Here is a 20,054-nt window from a genome sequence, read left to right as displayed (position 1 = left end):
TCATCAGCAGCGTGTATCGTCGGCTCCTCTTCTGCATCTGACAGCTTATTTTGGTACTCGCCTACGAGTTCCTGAAAGACATCACTAAGTTGTCGAATTGCAGTTGCGAGGTCGCACGGTGCTGCGGGCTGTTGGGCAACCGTGGTCCGGAGATGGTCGCTACCGGAGTTAACTGCTTGCTGCCCATTTATTGCGAATGCAAGCTGGGAGGTCGTATCGCGGGACGTACTCGAATTAATCGTATTGTGGAATTTTTCGTGCGCAGCACGGACCTTCGTTTTGACGGCCGCGGCCTGTTGGGTGGTGTAAGTCTGAGGTTGTGGGCGTTTGAGCTGTCCACGTCGAAACCAGCCGACGACGGCAATGCCCCCAAAGATCACCCGCAGAGCAGTGCCTACCAGTGCGAACGTGAGCCACGGTCTTGACCGTGCAGGTACTAGCCGCGGCAGCCATGGGAGTGGGCCATCAGCAATGGGGGACGGGGGCAGATCCGGCACACACTGATCGTATCGTCCATTGGAGATAATGCCAGTCACCCATTATCCGGGGCAATGTAGCAATTGGCCGGCTGGATACAGAAATTATGGATGATCTGGGTGCGTACGTGTCGGCTGTTTCCGCATCTCATTTACAGAGATTCTCAAGTGATGAAGTAGCCTCGTCGCCAGAATGCAAGATCGGGCTTTTCTCTGGTTCTGTTGCATCGGCAATTAAAGCAATAGTAAGAGCCTGGTAAGCATCCGCGAGACTGTGGGTGTTCGACACGATATCGGCGGGAGCCGCTGGCTCTTGGTTCAGGGTCGATGTTAAGGACTGGCTGGCAGCGAGTAGTGCTTGTCGGACGTTCACCGCCGAAGCTAGTTGCGTGGCGTAATCTGAGCCTTTGTCCCGGGCGGTAGCGGCCCGTACGGCGTTATTCGCTTTTGTAAACGGCGCGCATACCTTTAATTTGGCATCAGCTACCTGCTGGGTCGTGTAACTTGGTGCAGTTGATTTGTTTTCCGGCAAAGGTCGGAGCCAACTACCGATCGCGACGCCAAGGGCAACCAGCGCAATCGCTATTGAAGAAATCAAGAGCCACCTTGACGGACGTGTTGGCGTCGACCGCGTTCCGGGCAAGTACGCGGAGGCGGGTGGCAGTGGTGGCGGAGTTAGATTTGACACGCCGCGAGCGTACCTCTCCGTAGCGATTGCGGAAATTCTCTCGACTGAATCCAGCCAGCTCAGGGTAGGTGATCACGGCATCCCGGCGGCTAACCCCAAAGCGCGGTCGCGATTGATCGAAAGACAATGCTAGGCAGAGCGTTTGATGCCTTTCGGATCTGCCGAGCGGTCCTGTGTGGCTCCCGCTCGTTAGCTGTTCCCATTCTTATCGTCGTCGTCTCGCTTTTGGTCGGGCAAGATGATGCGTCGGCTCGCAACCGGTTTGCCTTCAACACGTTTGACGACCTCAGGCGCTGGCGGCGGTGTGGTGATACGGCCCTGGACCGGTGCGCCATTCCTAACTGTTGGCGGCACAATGCGTTTGGTGTCAGGCTTCTCGTCCTTGGCTCCGGCGCCCGCGCCGTGCATAGCGCCCGGCGGCATCATCGGCATCGCGCCAATCCCACCCCGCGACGCGCCAGTAGGCGCCGACGCACTCGGTGGTGGGGTAGAGGTGGTACGGGACGACGCGGGCTCAGTACCGGCTGATGGAGCGGGAAGAGGACTGAGGCCCGATGTCGGTGTGGTGGCGCCCAGGCCGCCGACACCGCCACCACCGGCACCGGCCCCGCTCGTGGACCCCGTCAATTCCCCGGGAATGGCTTCACCAGCCCCCAGAGCTCCTTCCGCGCCGTGCTGCATTGCGCCCATGCCGGCTTGCATCATCTGCTGTCCGATCTGAGCGGCCTGCTGCGGAAGCTGGCTCAAGGGTTGGAGAAAACCTTGCATGGCACCTGAGATTCCGCCGGCGACGCCAGAGATCATTTGCGGAATCTGCTGAGCCATCTCGGCAGGGCTACCGACACCGGACATCTTCCCGGCCGACTCTGCTTCGTTGGCAGGGAATTTCGCCATCGCGTCGCCGGTTTTCGCACTGCGCTCGGCGTACCCCGTTTGGGCGTCGGTCATGTCGCTGGGATCGCCGCTATTAGCAGAAAGCCCAAGGGCTCTCAGCAGCTGACTCATGGAAACTGTGCCCGTCGCCAGCGCATCAGGTGTGATCCCTGGCGGCGGTGGATGCCCAGTCAGCTGGGCGAGGCGCTCGAGAATAATTCGAATTTCATCGTCACCGCTCATGGTGTCCTCCCGTGCACCGCTGAGTGGAACGAGGCGAAGCCGTGTTGGGGATAAAACGCAGCCGTTCCCGTGCAGCAACACTGGACCGCCTCATTAGCGAACCAGCGCCGGTAAACATCTCGCCTCCCCAACGAACGTCGCCACGGCCACTCGACAGAATCGGTTTCACCAACGTCGCCGTTCCGGCCCGTCCGCCGTGCCCCCTATTGACCTGATGGCGAGGCTAACCCTGGCATCGATGCTGGTCAATTCAACTTGGGCATCCACGACCACACCCTCAGCGCAAACCTGCAGACGGCGGAGGTGTCGATCCAATTGCTAGCGATAATATGACGGTCAAGATTGCGAACGACCCGACGAAAGCAACAACGCCTGCAAACGCGGCTAGGGCACCTATAGAGAATGCTTTTGTGCGACGGAACAGCACAGTAATTCCGCATAGCGCTAGGGGCAGCACGGGTGCGAAGAACCAGAACAAACCGAATGTGAGCAGCGTGGACATGACACCGGTAAATAGTCCGGTGAGGAGCTGAATCGGATGATCCTGGGCGTACTTGAACGAGTCGCTGCGCTCTGCGGATCCCACTTCAGTACATCCCATGCCTGGGCAGCACTACGGTCAAAGTAACGAACAATAGAATCGACCATCCGGTCAGAGGGGCCAAAATAATTCCGACCGCTGTGCTGCGCCAGAGCGACGTTGTTGCCCTGGAGTACAGGGTGAATCCAACGATGACGATACCGATCGACGTAGCAGAGACAAATGTGTAGAAATCGCGTGTCGTCGTAACTCCGTGTATCACTGAAAGCGGCAGCGTTAACATGATCGCCCAGAGGAAGCCGCCAGAGATTGCACCGAAAAAGACTGTTCGTATCCAGTCAATTTGCCCCTTCATTCGACTCAGTCAACTCTTTCTATCTGGCCGGCAGCTGCGGCAAAACTAGAATGGGATCGTGCACGCCGATTTCGGGCGGGTGATCGGCAGGTCCAAGAGGATAGGTACCCGATGGGCTCGCGACAAGGGCCGGGCCGATCGGAACCACGGGGGGCAAGTGGCCACTATGCGGAGGGGCCGGAATCCTGGGAGCCGGACCCTGATCGTTGAAGGACAGCTCAAGAGCTGCGTCACCAATTGGCTTGTGCCACCAGAGACCCGCCGCGGGACCGCGGGCGTCATCCACGAACAGAGGCCACGACTGGACTAGTGGTGTAGTTGTTCCGCCCGGCATATCGCTGTAGACCTCAATCGCAGGAAAGTTTGTTACCGTGCCGCCTACGCGTGGTCCTTCGGGCGTAGGTTCAATCGCGATGGCGCCATTCACGTCGAATGAGGCTGCCTTGGCGAGATCTTGTCCTCCTGGCGAAAATGGGTCGGCAGCGCTGTACTTGACCAAGACTGAGCCATTGCTCTGTTGGACCGCCGAGATGCTAGGTGTTCCGACCCGGACCTGACCGGTGGTCTCGTCGACTGACGGGTTCTGCCGGGCAACGATGATGCCGTTCTCGTAATCGACATATATCGACACTCGCGACTCCTCGGGGCTCGCCGTAGGAGAGAAACCTCGGTTATCACCCAGATTGTCATGGTACGGCGGCCAATCAGCCTGTGGGTCCCATACTGCGCGGCCCGGAATGAACATGTTTGTCCGCACCACCCCCTGCCCCGGTACCGGCTTGATGCGCCCGACGACAATGTTGGGAGGCCAGCCGCCGTTCTTGGGTTCATAGCTGTGCGGATCGAGTGCTGCAGCTGTTTCCCAGTCAGCGGCTGAGCGTGGTGTTCGGCCGAAAACCTTTGTGAAAGCATCGATTTGGTTCTGCCGCTGGCCGGCCTGGGCGCCGGCGTCTGGGCCTGACCCTGACGTATCCAACGCCTGCATGCCGGTCGCGTCGTAGCCCTCCGTGCGCAGCGTGTTCAGTGCACCTTGAAGGTAGCCGGAGTATCCCTCGCGGATTGATTTCAGCTGGCCCAGTGCCGACTTGGTGTCGGCAATCGCTAGATCTTCAAGGTCAATGACGTGTTGGGTAACGACGGCTATTTCTGCGTCGGTGAGATGTCCACTGCTCTCCTGCGCGAGGGCGGCACCGAGTCCGCGATCAATGACTTGTAACTGAATCTCCAAGTTCGAGATGAACACCGCGCCCGTCCGCTGCGCTTCGGCCAACTCGGCGGCAATCCGTTCCAACTCCGCCCCGATTTTGGGCAACTGCAACGACTGCGTCCCGAGTGTGTTGACCACGCGCTGCACTTCGGCGGAGTCATTGATCGGATTGTCGCCCTTGTTGCGATTCCACGAAGCCTCAAAGCGGCGACGCGCTTCATCGAACGCATTGCTGGACTCGGTCGTGCACCTGCCTGCAGCATGGAATGCCTCTGCCAAGTCGGAGATCTGCGCCGGGCGGCCGACTTGCAAGCCTTGATTGATCGCCCACGGGTCACCGCCGGCTTCGGCGACTAACTGCGGGACGTTTATATAACTGAGCTGCACCGTGATACCTGCTGCTTTGTGGGAGTGGACGGGTGCTCTTCGGAATGCAAATGTCCGATGGCAATGAACATGGCTACTCCATTTCTCATCGGGTAGCGACAGGCGGCCCCGTTCCGCTCTGTCTGTCCCAAATCCTGCAAACCATTGAGGATCTCGTGCCCCCACATGCCCTGATCGCGAGGCTAATCGCAGCAATTGCGCCGGTCAATTCACGGTCTTCCGCGTTAGTCTGCGCTCGGCGACCCGCAGGTGAATAGCGGTTACGGGCGGCCCAGGCGACAATTCGCGCATGCCAGTCCTTGCGGTGGACCCAGAGGCGCTGTCCGCTTCGGGCAGCGCAGTGGTTGCTACTGGCGATGGGCTCGCCGCCGCGATGGCTGTAGTGACGGCTGGCTTCGGAGCCAACACCGGTCTGGATGCCAGCGGTATGGTGTTCGGGCTTGGATACCAGTCGGCGGCCGAGTCGCTGCTGAAGCTGGCGACTGCGGCGGTTAACGCCTGTCGTTACAACGGCGTCGCGATTCAGGTTGGCGCGTCGAACTATTCGAGAGCCGAAGCGGCGTCCAGGCTGGGCGGCGGTGGCGGTGTGCTGTCGGCGCCCGGCAAGCCGGCCCGAATCGAGGCACCCGGGCCGCCAGGCACATTGGGTCCTGGAGAACCACCGCCCTTGCTATGGGCGTTGGTGCAATCGTTCGTCGACGATGTATGGCCTGACGGCGATGTGGCGGCATTACATGCGGCCGCAGGTTGTTGGCGCGCATTCGGGTCGGCGGCCACCGGCATGCAGGGCGCGCTTTCGGCGTCGCAGGCGCTGGTCGGGACACAGCAGATCCCCGAAGGGGATCTAGTAACTCGGGTCCTGTCGAAAATGAGTTCCGACATAGGACGTTTGGATGCCCAATGCGCCGAAATGGCCCGCGTTCTTGATGACTTCGCCAACGAGCTGTCGCACGCCCAGAACGCTATTCGGGATCTGTTGCATCGCCTCGAGTTGCTGACCGACCTATGGCATGACGTGGTCTCGATTTTCGATGGTGAGGCGCTTGACGAAATCAAAAGAATCGGCAAAGACATCAACGCTGTCTTGCATAACCTGGGTCGCGAAGCCCGGTCTCTCGAGCAGGGCGCACAACTGCTGATGCAGCGCGCCGACGACTCGATTGTCGACTTCGAGAAGTACATGCGTGGCGAGTTCACTCAATTTTTGGGTGATGAGATCGGAAATCCGGTCGCGACTGTCTTCGACACCTTGGTCAACGGGAATGAGGGAGTAGTCAAGGCTGCGTTCGGGGCGCTGCAATCCGTGGTAGACCTCGACCCGCGCTGGTTCCTCATCGATCCTGAGGGAGCGGCAGCCCCTTGGGGCAGCATGGCCAAGACAGGTTTAGCTAACGCGCTGATCAATCCCCAGGAGGCTGGCGAAGCCAATCTGCAATCATTCAAATCACTTCTGCACCTGAATGATTGGCGTAGTGATCGGCCGGGGTTGGGGCTCGGAGGAGACATATTTGAAGCGGTGATGCTGTTCGGAGGTGGGGAAGCCGGTGCGGTGGCGGATGGCGCAAGGGGAGCCGCACGGGTTGCCGAAGCTGGCGGTGACTCGGCGGGCGCCATGGGCCGGGCCGGCGAGCTTGGAGATATTGCCCGCGCAAGCGGCGCCCTGCGCGATATCGGCAAGGCGAGCGATGGTCTGACCAAAGACCTCGAAAGTCTCAAATTGGAACTGCCCAAAGCAGATCCGCTGCCCGGCGGCCGTCCGGTCGGCGGGCAGCCCGGAAGGACAATTGAGGCGCCCGCGGAGCCCGCGCCGCACCCCGTCGAAGCCGCGCCGCCGGGCACGCGCGTACCCGAATCGCCGACCGTGTCGCACGAGTCGGTGGCGCCCAGTCGGTCCGCCACCACACTCGCACCTCACGAACCGTCGCCCGCGCCCACCGCCGCTGCGCATGAACCCGTTCCGGTGTATGCGCCCTCTAGCGCATCACTGACTGACCCACTGGTTGACGACGCGCGCGCATCGCAAGCCGCCTCCACGCCGGCGGCACCCATCGGGCCAGCTCCACATTTCACGGCTCCGACTGGTGGTCGGCCGCCTGAACTGTCAGCGCCGGGCAATGGTTGGCACTGGCCCGCTGAGGGCGGCCCGACGGGTGGCGGTCCACGTGGGGCCACGCCGGACGGCGGCCCACCAGGCGGAGGCGGGTACGGAGGGTCGAAGGACAGCAGTGGGCCGCCTGGGTCTCCAAACGATGGCACACCTGACGCGCCTGGCGACGGCGGCGGCCGCCAGGATCCAGTGCATTCTCATGAGCCTTCGGGTGACGGATGGCACCGGTTGCCGGATCAACCGACTGATCCGCATTTCGGCGAGCCTTTGTCGGCGCACTGGGACTTTGCGGGTAAACCCGCCGATCCAAACACCATCCTGCCGTCGATTGCAAAGCTGATCAGGGATCCAGGGGCGCCTTTCGGGCGCGATCCGCTAGGACACGCATATAGTGAGCAGCAGTATGCCGAGCGTTTCAATAACTTGAGTCCCTACGGCGACGAATGGATGAATTTTCCTGGGAACGATGGCGCTGTACCGGGTACAAAAGTTGCTTTTACGAACGCGGATCAGTTCGCCAAGTTCTACGGCAGGTTGTTGGACCGAGTTGGTAGCGACTCTGGCAAGTACCTAGCAGTAATGGAAGACGGGATGCCCGCATCTTGGGAGGAACGCTCACTACATGTCAATAGCCTCGCTGATTCATATCACTCTTTCGTCCTCGAAAATCTTCCCGAAGGCTGGAAGATCGAAGTTTCGAAGGTCGCTCCCGGGATGGGCCAACCTGGCGGTTCTATTCAGGTTCGAATACTCGATAGTGCGGGAAGGGCGATGACAGTCGAAGAACTAATTGAGATCGGTGGCGTGTTGAAATGATGGAACGCGTAGAAATCTCACCAGAACTAGAAGAATGGGGCAAGCTTGCCGGCTACACGCTTACCCACGGCTCGCAGACGGTTGATGGCCGAGCAGTATTCTCAGCATCTTTAGGCGAGATTCGCCTCTTGATAGGTCGAAGTGAGAATGGCTTGTTTATCATCACGGATTCTGATCGGCTGGGTCCGGAGCAGTTTATATTAGCCGCACCCTTGATGACCACCATCGAGCGGTACTTCATCGGGAGACTGGGTCTGGCCATTAGGAATCAGCAAAATTTGCCCCGCGTAAGGGTGCCGATCTCGGCAGAGGAATTACCTCCTGCCTTCAGTATCGACGTGAGACAATTTGGTGACGCTGAGCACTGGGCCTTGGTTACCGCAGATGGCGCTCTCGTCGCTATTGGCAGTACGGATCAGATAACGGGTACAGCGGACCTTGTAAGGCTGTCGTTTTTTCTGACGGCAACAATTGAAGAGATCTTTACGTCGGCCCTCGATGAAGACGGAAAGCCTCTGTTCGAGCTCCGATAATCTCGAATAGCCTGATGCGTGAGCTAGTCGCCGCGGTCGAGCAGATCTGACGAGCCCAGCACACGCTCGATCTGAACTTCGATGACCACGCGTCGGGGATTGGGCCGGGGCGTGCGGTAGCGCTGCGCGTACCGCAGCTCGGCGTCGCGCACGGCGTCCGCGTCGTTGTTCACCTTGGCGCTGCCCTCAAGCGACAGCCAGCGTGCGCCGTCGACCTGACTGAGCACCGCCATCCCGGCCCGGTCGGCGTTGACGGCCTTCTGCGAGCCCCCGGTGGTGATCACCCGCGCGATATGAGTCACCGGATCGAAGGTGAAACCGACGGCCACCACGTGCGGCGAGTTGTCCGCCCGAAGCGTGGTCAGCATTGCCAGGTGACGTTCGGACAGAAACGCCAAAGCGTCATTGGTTAGCCGTGTCGTGGTGTTCCCCATTACCGCTCACGCTAGCGCAGGTGATAATCGCAGCCGTGGACGACACGGGCGCAGGTCCAGTTGTAATTCTGGGTGGCCGCAGCGAGATCGGCATCGAACTCGCGCGGCTGCTGGCGCCCGGCGCGACGGTGGTGCTGGCCGCACGCCGGGCCGATCAGCTCGACGAGCAGGTCGCCGCGGTCACGGCAGCCGGCGCGACGGCTGTGCACACCAGGGAATTCGACGCCGACGACCTGGCCTCGCACGGTCCGCTGGTCGCCTCGATCGTCGCCGACCACGGGCCCATCGGCACCGCGGTGCTCGCCTTCGGGATCCTCGGCGACCAGGGCCGCGCCGAGTCCGACGCCGCGCACGCGGTGGCCGTCGTGCATACCGACTACGTCGCCCAGGTCAACATGCTCACCCATCTGGCCACCGCCATGCGCACGGCCGGCAGGGGATCGCTGGTGGTGTTCTCCTCGATCGCCGGTGCGCGCGTGCGCCGCGCCAACTACGTCTACGGGTCGGCGAAGGCCGGCCTGGACGGCTTCGCCAGCGGTTTGGCCGATGCGCTGCACGGCACCGGGGTGCAGTTGCTTATTTCGCGTCCCGGATTCGTCATTGGGCGTATGACAGAGGGCATGACGCCGGCGCCACTGCCCAGCACCCCGCAGCAGGTGGCCGCCGCGACCGCGCGTGCTTTGGCAAAGGGCCGGCGCACGGTGTGGATCCCCTGGGCGTTGGGGCCCGCAGCATTCGTCATGCGGCTACTACCGCAGTTCGTCTGGCGCAGGATGCCGCGATGATCATCGTGGTCGGTATGGGCGCCGACGGTATGGCCGGCCTCTCGGCGGCATCGCGAAATGAATTGCAAACGGCCTCAATAATTTACGGCGCAAAGAGACAAATCGGTTTGCTCGACGACACGGTGACCGCCGAACGTCGGGAGTGGCCGTCGCCGATGCTGCCCGCCCTGCAAGCGCTGCAAACACTGCCCGTCGACGCCCCAGGCGAAATCCACATCGTCGCCAGCGGCGACCCACTCATGCACGGCATCGGCGGCACCCTGATCCGGCTCCACGGCGCCGCAAAAGTCAAAGTGCTGCCGCATGTGTCGGCGGTGACACTGGCTTGCGCCCGGATGGGCTGGAACGTTCACGACACCGAGGTGATAAGCCTGGTCACTGCGGCGCCGAGCACCGCGGTACGCCGCGGCGGCCAGGCAGTGGTGTTGTCGCAAAGCCGGTCCACGCCAAAAGTCTTGGCCGCACTGCTCACTACGCACGGGCGCGGCGATTCCGAGTTCAGCGTGCTCGAACAACTCGGCGGTCCCGCCGAACGCCGCCGCAACGGCACCGCGCGCCAGTGGGCCGACGACACCGCCGCCGACATCGACGACCTCAACGTGATCGCCGTTCGTTACCTGCCCGACGAGCGCATCGCGCCCTTGCCCGACGACGTGTTCACCCACGACGGCCAGATCACCAAGCACGGCATCCGGGCGGTGACTCTGGCCGCACTGGCCCCACGGCCCGGCGAGCGGTTGTGGGATGTCGGCGCCGGCTCGGGCAGCATCGCCGTCGAATGGTGCCGCAGCTGGCGCGGCTGCAGCGCGGTGGCCTTCGAACAAGACGACCAACGCCGCCACAACATCGAATTCAACGCCGCAGCCTTCGGCGTCAATATCGAGGTACGCGGCGAAGCGCCCGAAGCGTTCGACGATGTCCCGGAGCCGTCGGCCATTTTCATCGGCGGCGGCCTGACCCGCACCGGACTGCTCAACGCCAGTCTGGACAATCTGCCAGCTGGCGGGCGTCTGGTCGTCAACGCCGTCACTGTCGAATCGGAATCGCTGCTGATACAAGCATATTCGCGTCTCGGTGGCGAGCTGCGGCGCTTTCAGCTCTACCAGGGCGAGCCATTGGGCGCCTTCACCGGCTGGCGCCCGCAATACCCAGTCACCCAGTGGGCGATGACGAAGTGACGGTGTACTTCATCGGTGCCGGACCGGGTGCCGCCGACCTGATCACCGTTCGTGGTCAGCGACTGCTGCAACGATGCAAAACATGTCTCTACGCGGGTTCGATCATGCCCGACGACCTGCTGGCATTCTGCCCGCCCGGTGCGAAAATCGTCGACACCGGCCCGTTGACGCTCGAGCAGATCGTCGCCGAACTCGCCGGCGCCGATGCCGCAGGCCACGACGTCGCGCGGCTGCACTCCGGTGACCCGTCGTTGTACAGCGCGCTTGCCGAACAGTGCCGGCGACTCGACGCGCTGGGCGTGGGCTACGAAATCGTGCCCGGCGTACCGGCTTTCGCCGCAGCAGCCGCCGCCCTAAATCGCGAACTTACCCTCCCGGGAGTGGCGCAGACCGTGACGCTGACCCGAGTGTCGACGCTGTCGACCTCCATGCCGCCCGGCGAAGACCTGAAAACCCTCGCCCAATCCGGCGCTACCTTGGTGCTGCATCTGGCCGCCGCCCAGATCGACGCCATCGTTCCGCAACTGCTGCAAGGCGGCTACGGGCCCGAAACACCTACAGCAGTAGTGGCTTTCGCGAGTTGGCCGCAAGAAATAACCCTGCGGGGCACGCTGGCCGACATCGCCGACCAAATGCACGAGGTGAATATCACCAAGACCGCTGTCATCGTGGTCGGCGACGTGCTGGCCGCCGAGGGTTTCACCGATAGCTACCTGTATTCGACCGGGCGGGTCCGGGGGAGCCAACACTGATGCGGGTGCTGCTGCTCGGTGGCACCGCCGAGGGGCGAGTGCTCGCCAAAGCCCTGCACGCAGAAGTCGACATCATCAGCTCGCTGGCCGGCCGGGTGCCCGCCCCGGCGCTACCGGTCGGCCCGGTGCGCATCGGGGGGTTCGGCGGCATCCAAGGGCTACGCAGCTGGCTGCAGGAGCAAAGCATCGGCGCTGTCGTCGACGCGACTCACCCGTTCGCGGCGACCATGACTGCGCACGCGGCGACGGCGTGTCAAGAACTCGCCATACCGCACCTGGTGCTGGCCCGCCCGGCCTGGGATCCCGGCGCCGCCATCGTTGTCGCCTCGGATGTCGAAGCCGCGCAAGCCGTTACAAAGCACTGCTTTGAGCGGGTATTTCTCACCACCGGCCGCTCGGGAACCAAAGCCTTCGCGGGCAGCGACGTGTGGTTTTTGATTCGCGCGGTCACCGACCCGGATGCCGAATCATTGCCGCGCCATCACCAGGTGTTGTTATCCCGGGGGCCGTATCACTACGACAGCGAAATCGCCATCATGCGTGAACACCGGATCGATGCCCTGGTGACCAAGAACAGCGGCGGTGACATGACCAGGGCGAAGCTGGATGCTGCTGCGGCGCTGGATATTCCGGTGGTGATGGTGGCTCGCCCGCAGCTCCCGCCCGGAGTCAACGCGGTGGGCACCGTCGGTGAGGCTGCGGTTTGGGTTGCCGGACTGGGCTAACCGGTCAGGTCGTCGAGTTCGGCGTCGGCCAGCAGTGCGTCGCGAGCGCGGGCGACGCGGGATCGGATGGTGCCCACGGGGCAGCCGCACACCGCGGCGGCGTCGGCGTAAGGCAGTCCGAGCAGCTGGGTCAGCAACAAGGCTTCGCGTTGTTCGGCGGTGAGGTTAGCGATCATTGCGGTCACCTCGACCAGGTCCTCGAACCCACGCGCGTGCCGGTCGCCGTTGCGCACCTGCTCGGGGTCGGCCCCCGGGGCGGTGCGCGGCCGCGACTTGACGTGACGAATGTGATCGGCGACGACGCGCCGCGCGATGGACAGCAGCCACGTGCGAGCGCTGGAGCGTCCGGAGAACCGCTCGATTGCTCCGATTGCCCGTAGGAAGGTTTCCTGAGTCAGATCGTCGGCGCTGCCCGCATCGGACAGGTATGTGACGAATCGCCACACGTCCTGCTGAGTGGCTTTGATGAATGCCTCGAGGGCTCGCTCATTCCCGCGTGCCGCCGCCAACGCCAATTCGGTAACGGCCTTGTCGTCGCTGGACGCGGTCATGGCCAACCACCTTAGTTCCACAGGTTCGATGAGTCTACGACGGGCCGTCGTAGAGTTCGCGGCAGGGTTCGCCGAGGATCGGTTGATCGGCCTCAGATGGCCTCGCCGCCGATCAGCGAAAGACCTCGCGGGCATCTCCGCACCGAACGCGTCGAAATCGGACTCCCGGGGCCTGCGCCCTCCCGAGCGTTCGCGCACCACCAACACCGCGAACACCAGGCCCAGCAACACGGGCACGTGACTCGCGACGCGCGTCGCGGTCACCTGTCCGTCCACGACGTCAACGGCCACGTAACCTATCAGCGCCAGCGAATACCCACCGGCAATCGCCGCGACGCCGATCGCGGTGATCGGCCAGATCCCGGCCGCGATCATGGCTGCCCCTAATGCGAGCACCCAGGCTGTGGACTCGTGCAGCAGGTGTTCGCCGGACATTGCCCCGTGCATCTGGTGGTGCGACACCATGCCGAAATTCACGCCGCCGATTTGAGCGGCCGCGATCGCCACCTGGAACGCACCCACCGCGATAAGTCCCCACCGTCGATACCGCGACCTCAGCGCCCGCATCCAGCGCTGAGACCGGGTGGATTCGTCGTCGATGCTCGCCATGATTTGGGCGACTAGGTCTGGTCCATCGCCGGGCTCGATCGTGGCCAGCCGCCGAGTCTGCGCGGCCGCGCCGATTAGCCAGGTGCGACAACCGCGGCACGTCTCCAGGTGGGCATCGACCTGCTGCGCGAGCACTTCTGGGCGCTCGCCATCCAATCTGGCGGAAAGTGCCTCACGCGCAACGTCGCACCGCATCCCTGCATCGTTGCGCATGCGTGCGCCACGCGCAAAGACCTGGGCGACAAACCCGGTGGGAACTAAACCGCGCGATGCAACGACCACTAGGGACAAGCACCGCCAGCCCACACCGTCACTAGGCCACCGAAGAGGTATTCGTGTCGCCGTCAGTCCCGCGAGGCCCGCTGCAATGACCGCCCCGATCTGGCTCGCATTTCCGCCGGAGGTGCACTCGACGCTGCTGACCAGCGGCCCCGGCCCCGGGCCGCTGCTGGCGGCCGCGGGGGCGTGGTCGGCGTTGAGCACCGAATACGCCGACGCCGCAGATGAACTCACCGGGCTGCTGAGCGCGGTCCAGGCCGGCGCTTGGCAAGGTCCCAGCGCAGAGCAGTACATCGCTGCCCACGCCCCCTATCTGACCTGGCTGCTAGCCAGCTCCGCAGACAGCACGGCCGCGGCCGCACTGCACGAGGCGGCGGCCGGCGCCTACGTGGCCGCGCTGGCCGCGATGCCCACGCTGGGGGAACTCGCGGCGAATCACGCCATTCACGGCGCCTTGGTTGCGACTAACTTCTTCGGCCTCAACACCATCCCGATCGCTGTCAACGAGGCCGACTACGCCCGCATGTGGGTGCAGGCCGCCACGACGATGAGTACCTATGAGGCGGTCAGCGAGTCCGCGCTTGCCGCGGTTCCGCCGAGCACACCAGCGCCGCAGATCATGTCGGCGGCCGCCACCACGACGACCACGACCCAGCAAGCCACCACGGCGACGCAGCAGTATCCGTCCTGGATGGACCAGCTCGCCCAGTGGCTGCAGCAGTACACCAGTGGCTTTGCGTGGCCGGTGTCGAAGTGGCTCAATCCCGGCGGCTGGCCTTTCCCGCCGGTGCCGTGGGTCAACAGTCTCGCCTCATTCTTCGGGCAGCTCGGACTGTCGCCGGCCCTTGCCACCGCCATGGGTTGGGCCATCTTCCACACCTTGATGATCTTCTGGCCGTTCATCACGACCGCGATTCAGTTGGCCGTCGTCGCGCTCCCCGCCATGATGGTCATTGCCGCTGCAGGTGCCGCCGGTGCAGCCGCCGGCGTGGCGGCAATCGCTGTGGGCACCGCGGTTCCCCTGTCGATCCAGCCGCCATTGCCCGCAACGGTGCCTACGCCGATGCCCGCCGCGCCGGCCCCGGCGGGATTCGGCAATGTGCCGACCACCTCGAGCGTGAGCGCACCTGCGCCGGCACCCGCCACGGCGACGGCCGCGCCCGCAGGCAGCGCCCCGCCGGTCGGTGGCGGCCCTGGGGTTGGTTTCGGACCCACCAGTACGACCGGGCTCGGCGCGGGCTTGTCCGACGCGCTCTATGCCGTCGGTCTGTCGGGCTTGTCAGGGCGCGCCAGCTCCAGCAGTCGCGCGCGCCGCAAATCCGAGGCGCAGGCGCCCGACGACGCTGCCGCCCCGGCCCCCGTCGCGGCGGCATCGGCCAAGCAGCGGCTCAAGGCGCGGCGGCGTCGGGGGGCAACCGTCAAGGACAAGGCCTACCGCTACGAATACATGGACCTCGAGGACGCGGTTCCCGGACCGGACGACGAGCCCATCACGACGGTCGCAGATTCCGGCGAAGCCGCCGGGCCGATCGGATTTGCCGGGGCCGCAGCGAAATCCGGTGTGGACAACGCGGCCGGGCTGACGACGCTGACCGGCAGCAGGTTGAGCGATGGCCCCGCGGCGCCGATGCTGCCGAGCAGCTGGGACCACGACTCGTAGGCCTTCAGGTTGGATAACGCCGGGGGGTGAACACCCTGTCGCCGGAATCATCTGAGTGCCACTGGGTTTGAGAAGACCCGACGATCAGCAGGCTGCGCATGTCGATATCGGCGGGGTCCAGATCGGCCAATCGCACCACGCGGACATCCTCGTCGGGCCCGGACACGTTGCGGCCGATCACCACCGGCGTTCCCGGTTCGCGATGGGTCAGCAGGATGTCGCGCATGGCGCCGACCTGCCAGGTCCGGGTCTTGGACGCGGGGTTGTAGATGGCGAGCACCAAATCGGCGGCGGCCGCGGCGGCCAGGCGTGTCTCGATGACGTCCCACGGCTTGAGCCGGTCTGACAACGAAATCACGGCGTAGTCGTGGCCCAGCGGAGCGCCGACCCGGCTGGCGACGGCCTGAGCGGCGGTCATCGCCGGGATCACCCGGATCTGCACTCCCGGCCATTGTTTGGCCTCTTCGAGGACGGCGGTGGCCATCGCGAAGACTCCCGGATCGCCCGACGACACCACCGCCACGGCGCGGCCCTGCTCGGCCAGCGCGCACGCTAGCCGCGCCCGTGCCGGTTCGTCGGTGTTGTCACTGGGATGACGCTGCTGACCGTCGCGAACGGGGACGCGATCCAGGTAGTTGCCGTAGCCGATCAGGTCGGTCGCGGCGGCCAGTTCACGTCGGCTCTGCGGTGTCATCCAGTCGTTGTCGCCGGGACCCAGGCCCACGACCGCGACGGCCCCGACGGACGGCTGTTCGAACCGTCGTCCGCCCGGCAACATGGCCAGCGAGAAGTACGGCACGCTGGCTTCGTCGACGTCCGCGGCCGGCGATATCCGTTGCGCGGGAGTGCTGGCCCGCTCCACATAGAACGCTTCATCGAGCCGCCCGGATGCCGAAAGAGCTTCCCGCACAGTGTGATAAGAGCGCCCGAGTTTAAGCACGACGGCGGCGTCCGAGTCGGCGAGCCGCCGGGTCAGCTCGGCAACGGGCAGGGTCCCCGGCAACACCGACAGCACTTCGTCGCCGGCCACCAGCGGCGTCGCGACGGCGGCCGAGGCGGCGCTCACCGATGTCACTCCCGGCACGATGATGGCGTCGAACCGTTCCGTCAGTCGGGTGTGCAGATGCATATATGAGCTGTAGAACAGCGGATCGCCTTCGGCAAGCAGCGCCACATTGCGTCCCGCGTCGAGATGGGCGGCGATGCGCTGGGTGGCTTCGACATAGAAGTCCTCGATCGCACCGGCGTAGCCGCCGGGATGATCGGCCACCTCGGTGGTCACCGGATAGACGAGGTGCTCCTCGATCTGGCCGTTCCGCAGATACGGTTCGGCGATGCCGCGGGCGATACTGCGGCCGTGCCGGGCGCTGTGGTAAGCCACGACGTCGGCCTCGCCGATCACCCGCGCGGCTTTGACGGTGACCAATTCCGGGTCGCCGGGCCCCAGGCCGACCCCCCACAGCGTGCCTCTCTGGTTTAGGGAGTCCGTCATTCGGCATCGCTCGCGATCGCGTTGACGGCGGCGGCGGCCATCGCACTGCCCCCGCGGCGACCCCGCACCACCAGATACGACATTCCGCGTCGGTTGTCGACGAGCTCCTGCTTGGACTGCGCCGAGCCGACGAATCCCACCGGGCCGCCCAGCACAGCCACCGGCGGCGCGGCGCCCTCGTCGATCAGTTCGAGCAGCCGGAACAGGGCAGTGGGCGCATTGCCGATCGCCAGCACCGCGCCCTCGAGCCGGTCAGCCCACAGTTCCACGCCCGCGGCCGAGCGGGTGATCTGCCTTCGCGCGGCCAGCTCGGGTGAGCGGGGGTCGGCCACCAACGACACCACCTCGTTGCCGGCAGGCAGCCGTGCCTTGGTGATCCCGGCGGCCACCATCGACGAATCGCACAGCACGGGAGCGCCATTTCGCAGCGCGACGCTGGTCCGCGCAACCACGTCGGTGGTGAAGTCGATGTGCTCGGCGACGTCGACCTGCCCGCAGGTGTGGATCAACCGGACCACGACCTGCGCTATGTCGGCGGGGAATCGTGCCAAATCGGCTTCGGCGCGGATAGCCGCGAATGACTGGCGATAGATCTCCGCCGCATCGCGGATGTAGTCGAGCACCTGCCTACCCTAAAGCCCCACGATCGCGAAGCGGCCGGTATCCGTCCCCGGTGGCGACCAGCACCTCACCAGTCGGCGGGCTGCCGCACGCGCGTTCACAGCCAACGAAGTGGCGACGCCCCGCGGATTCCGTCCCGACGGCATCCGCCGCGTCCGCCCGCACGTCGGCGGCCGAGTGGGCGCAGCCGGGGCTTCCGGTGCACGCACTGACGTCCAGCCAGGGGGAGTTCTCGTCGAACACCAAGCCCAGCGGCGCCAGCCCTCGCAGCGCGGCGTCGGCGACACCGTCGTCGAGGTCGCACACCAGCACCGAGCGCCACGGCGTGATCACCAACGGTGCTTCGATCACGGCGAGGTACTCCGCGACTTGCGCGGGCAGCACACCCAGCGGCACCGCGGCGCCCAACGCAACCCGGTCTACCTGCCCGGGCCAGTCCTGGGCTATCCAGCCCACCGGCGGTTTGGTGACGGGGACAAAGGGGGCGGCGGCGATATCAGCACCGGGAAGCAGGCCGTCTAAGTCGTCTAATTCGCTTATGCGCCAGGCTTTTCCGTGAATTTCGGTGAACCGGACAGCGACTTCGACCAGCGTCGTGACCACATCGTCGGCCGCGATCCGCAGACCGGTGTCGCGCCCCATCAGTAGCAGGGCGTAGCCGTCCTCGCAGACGTGAATCCCGACGTCGGCGCCCAGCCCGGACACGTCGGCGCGGCCGTCGTCGATGCTGAACCAGAATCGGCCGCCCAGCTCCACCAACTTGGGCTCGGCGCAGATCGCCGCATCCAGTGCGCCCACCCACGCGCGCACGTCCGCGCGTCCGCCGCAGCGACCGGACAGCGGCGACGCGACGATGTTGCGTACGCGTTCGTGCGTCGCCGACGGCAGCAGCCCGGCCTTGGCGACTCCCTGGGCGACCGCGGTCACGTCGGTGATCGCGCGCAGTTGCAGATTGCCGCGCACGGTCGGCTCTAAGGTTCCCGAGCCGAAGTCTCTGGACAGGGCGGCCAGTGCCGCCAGCTGCGCGGCGGTGATCATCCCGCCCGGCAATCGCACGCGCACCAGTGCGCCGTCAGCGGCCTGATGCACCTGCAGCGCACCCGGGCAGGCGTCGATGTCGCGGATTCGGGCCATGAGTCCACGGTAAGGCAGAACACGGCGGTGAAAACACGTATTGTCTGGCCGCTTCTCGAGACCACGGGCGGGCGCCGCGTCACTACCCTCGGCGTCATATCGGGGGAAGTAGGTGATGGTCATGTCGCAGCAGCGTCAAGTGAAAGTCGCGATAATCGGTGCCGGGGTGTCGGGTCTTTGCATGGCAGCCAAGTTGGCCGATGCCGGAATCGATTCCTACACCGTTTTCGAAAAAGCCGATGAGGTCGGAGGCACCTGGCGCGACAACACGTATCCGGGTCTTACCTGCGATGTTCCGTCGCGGTACTACTCCTACACGTTTGCGCCCAACCCGAAGTGGACAAGTTTGCTGCCTCCAGGCCCGGAACTGCAGGCCTACTTCCGGCGGGTAGCCGACGAACGTGGCATCCGACGACACATCCGTTTCGGTTGCGACGTCACCAGAGCCGAATACAACGACGGGAGATGGCATCTCACCACGACATTCGGTGAAGAGACATTCGATGTCATGGTCGTTGCAACCGGCGTGCTACGGATACCGAACTATCCCGACATCCCCGGGCGGGAGACCTTCGCCGGTGCGGTATTCCACTCGTCGCGGTGGGATCACTCGATTTCTTTGCCGGACAAGCGAATCGGTCTGATCGGAAACGGGTCGAGCGGTGTGCAGATCATCGCGGAGCTCGGCGGCAAGGTGCGCCAATTGACGCTGTTTCAGCGCACCGCGCAGTGGGTCTACCCGTTGCCCAACCCGCGCTACTCGGCGCTGACCAGACACGTAGTTTCGCGCTTGCCGGGTTTCAACGCTCTGGGCCACTGGTTTTGGGGAACGTTCTTCCGGCGGGTCTTCGGAGGCGCCCTGATCCATTCGGGATTGCGCCGCCGTCTGGTGCAGGCCACGTGTCGTTGGAACCTGCGGCTGTCGGTGCGCGACCCGGAATTGCGCGCCAAACTCACCCCGAATTACCAGCCGGGCTGCAAGCGGCTGGCGATTTCGCGACGTTTCTACCGTTCGGTGCAGCATCCGACCGTCGACGTTGTCACCGATCGAATCGAGCGCATCGAGCCGCGAGGCATCGTGACCGTCGACGGCACCCTGCACGAACTCGATCTGTTGGTCTACGCCACGGGGTTTGACGCCAGGGCCTACGTGCGGCCGCTGAAGCTGATCGGGGAGGGTGGCATCACCCTGGACGAGGTTTGGGCCGACGGTCCGATCGCGTATCGGTCGGTCGCGGTACCGCGGTTTCCCAATCTCTTTATGCTGATGGGGCCGCATTCGCCGCTTGGTCAGCAGTCCTTCATGGCCATCGCCGAGGATCAAGCCGACTACGCGTTGTGGTGGATCCGTCAGATCCGTAATGGTGTGGTGCATACCGCAGCACCGACGGAAGCGGCGACCAAGGACTACAACGAGACCTTGAAAGCCGCTTTGCCGCAGACAATCTGGGCGTCGGGCTGCAACAACTGGTATCTGGGCAAGGATGGCTTGCCCGAGCTGTTCCCCTGGGCGCCGGAGACCCATAGCGCACTCTTACGCAGACCCGAGCTCGCGGACTTCGACGTGAGCACCGCCTAGAACGGCGGGGTTGGGCATCATCGCACCGC

The 20,054-nt window shown here is 64.3% G+C and carries 16 protein-coding genes and 1 pseudogene; 8 read left to right on the top strand and 9 right to left on the bottom strand.

What is annotated here, in order from left to right; genetic code table 11:
• Positions 1-624: 624 nt before the first annotated feature.
• The 3 genes from DB708_RS27065 to DB708_RS18155 all read right to left on the bottom strand — a co-directional run bounded on the left by DB708_RS27065 (position 625) and on the right by DB708_RS18155 (position 4,770).
• Positions 625-1,074, bottom strand: a complete 450-nt coding sequence (locus tag DB708_RS27065) for a hypothetical protein (RefSeq protein ID WP_133251023.1) — start codon at positions 1,072-1,074, stop codon at positions 625-627.
• 279 nt (positions 1,075-1,353) lie between these two features.
• Positions 1,354-2,280 (bottom strand): hypothetical protein, encoded by a 927-nt coding sequence (locus DB708_RS18165; protein ID WP_235616812.1) that lies wholly within the window; start codon positions 2,278-2,280, stop codon positions 1,354-1,356.
• A 915-nt stretch (positions 2,281-3,195) separates the two neighbouring features.
• Positions 3,196-4,770, bottom strand: coding sequence for a putative alpha/beta hydrolase (locus DB708_RS18155; RefSeq protein WP_108924099.1), 1,575 nt, complete (start codon positions 4,768-4,770; stop codon positions 3,196-3,198).
• A 373-nt stretch (positions 4,771-5,143) separates the two neighbouring features.
• Between DB708_RS18155 and DB708_RS18150 the strand changes: the two genes are divergently transcribed.
• Together DB708_RS18150 and DB708_RS18145 are read left to right on the top strand one after the other, a co-directional pair.
• Positions 5,144-7,693, top strand: coding sequence for a TNT domain-containing protein (locus DB708_RS18150; RefSeq protein ID WP_235616846.1), 2,550 nt, complete (start codon positions 5,144-5,146; stop codon positions 7,691-7,693).
• On the top strand, positions 7,690-8,226 hold the full coding sequence (locus tag DB708_RS18145) for an Imm61 family immunity protein (RefSeq protein WP_108924095.1): 537 nt from the start codon (positions 7,690-7,692) through the stop codon (positions 8,224-8,226). Before DB708_RS18150 ends, DB708_RS18145 begins: the two co-directional genes overlap by 4 nt.
• A gap of 23 nt (positions 8,227-8,249) precedes the next feature.
• Here the strand turns inward: DB708_RS18145 and DB708_RS18140 are convergent, their stop codons facing one another.
• The gene (locus DB708_RS18140) at positions 8,250-8,660 is read right to left on the bottom strand and encodes a F420-dependent biliverdin reductase (protein ID WP_108924093.1); all 411 of its coding nucleotides are present in this window, start codon (positions 8,658-8,660) and stop codon (positions 8,250-8,252) included.
• Positions 8,661-8,695: 35 nt separating this feature from the next.
• Here DB708_RS18140 and DB708_RS18135 point away from each other — a divergent pair, with 35 nt between their 5' ends.
• From DB708_RS18135 to DB708_RS18120, 4 genes are read left to right on the top strand one after another with little or no spacing between them, the layout of a single operon-like run.
• On the top strand, positions 8,696-9,445 hold the full coding sequence (locus DB708_RS18135; protein WP_108924091.1) for an SDR family NAD(P)-dependent oxidoreductase: 750 nt from the start codon (positions 8,696-8,698) through the stop codon (positions 9,443-9,445).
• A complete protein-coding gene (gene cbiE / locus DB708_RS18130) occupies positions 9,442-10,623 on the top strand; it encodes a precorrin-6y C5,15-methyltransferase (decarboxylating) subunit CbiE (RefSeq protein ID WP_108924089.1) in 1,182 nt (393 codons plus the stop codon). The genes DB708_RS18135 and cbiE overlap by 4 nt, the downstream gene beginning before the upstream one ends.
• A complete protein-coding gene (cobM, locus tag DB708_RS18125) occupies positions 10,620-11,375 on the top strand; it encodes a precorrin-4 C(11)-methyltransferase (protein ID WP_108924400.1) in 756 nt (251 codons plus the stop codon). Before cbiE ends, cobM begins: the two co-directional genes overlap by 4 nt.
• A complete protein-coding gene (locus DB708_RS18120) occupies positions 11,375-12,100 on the top strand; it encodes a cobalt-precorrin-6A reductase (RefSeq protein WP_108924087.1) in 726 nt (241 codons plus the stop codon). The genes cobM and DB708_RS18120 overlap by 1 nt, the downstream gene beginning before the upstream one ends.
• On the opposite strand, the gene sigC is transcribed toward DB708_RS18120, so the two are convergent.
• Together sigC and DB708_RS27765 are read right to left on the bottom strand one after the other, a co-directional pair.
• Positions 12,097-12,651 carry an RNA polymerase sigma factor SigC gene (gene sigC, locus DB708_RS27770; protein ID WP_235616845.1) on the bottom strand — a complete coding sequence of 185 codons (555 nt, stop codon included), beginning with the start codon at positions 12,649-12,651 and terminating at the stop codon, positions 12,097-12,099. The two genes, DB708_RS18120 and sigC, sit on opposite strands and share 4 nt — an antisense overlap.
• 183 nt (positions 12,652-12,834) lie before the next feature.
• Positions 12,835-13,455, bottom strand: a pseudogene (locus DB708_RS27765) (DUF2275 domain-containing protein); the annotation flags it as partial.
• Between the two features lie 172 nt (positions 13,456-13,627).
• On the opposite strand from DB708_RS27765, the gene DB708_RS18110 reads away from it, so the two are divergent.
• On the top strand, positions 13,628-15,199 hold the full coding sequence (locus DB708_RS18110) for a PPE family protein (RefSeq protein ID WP_108924085.1): 1,572 nt from the start codon (positions 13,628-13,630) through the stop codon (positions 15,197-15,199).
• A gap of 4 nt (positions 15,200-15,203) precedes the next feature.
• Here DB708_RS18110 and DB708_RS18105 read toward each other — a convergent pair whose 3' ends face one another.
• The 3 genes from DB708_RS18105 to cobG are packed head-to-tail and all read right to left on the bottom strand — an operon-like array spanning position 15,204 to position 18,446.
• Positions 15,204-16,691 carry a precorrin-2 C(20)-methyltransferase gene (locus DB708_RS18105; RefSeq protein ID WP_108924083.1) on the bottom strand — a complete coding sequence of 496 codons (1,488 nt, stop codon included), beginning with the start codon at positions 16,689-16,691 and terminating at the stop codon, positions 15,204-15,206.
• Entirely contained in the window at positions 16,688-17,314 is a 627-nt protein-coding gene (locus DB708_RS18100; protein ID WP_108924081.1) for a precorrin-8X methylmutase, read from the bottom strand. The genes DB708_RS18105 and DB708_RS18100 overlap by 4 nt, the downstream gene beginning before the upstream one ends.
• Before the next feature lie 4 nt (positions 17,315-17,318).
• On the bottom strand, positions 17,319-18,446 hold the full coding sequence (cobG, locus tag DB708_RS18095; RefSeq protein WP_108924079.1) for a precorrin-3B synthase: 1,128 nt from the start codon (positions 18,444-18,446) through the stop codon (positions 17,319-17,321).
• Between the two features lie 121 nt (positions 18,447-18,567).
• Here cobG and DB708_RS18090 point away from each other — a divergent pair, with 121 nt between their 5' ends.
• Positions 18,568-20,025, top strand: coding sequence for a flavin-containing monooxygenase (locus DB708_RS18090; protein ID WP_165839855.1), 1,458 nt, complete (start codon positions 18,568-18,570; stop codon positions 20,023-20,025).
• Positions 20,026-20,054: the final 29 nt, after the last annotated feature.

It is taken from the genome of Mycobacterium montefiorense (assembly GCF_003112775.1).
Lineage (GTDB): Bacteria > Actinomycetota > Actinomycetes > Mycobacteriales > Mycobacteriaceae > Mycobacterium > Mycobacterium montefiorense.
The sequence above is the reverse complement of the archived record's forward strand: the minus strand, read 5'-3'. Positions and strand labels throughout refer to the sequence as shown.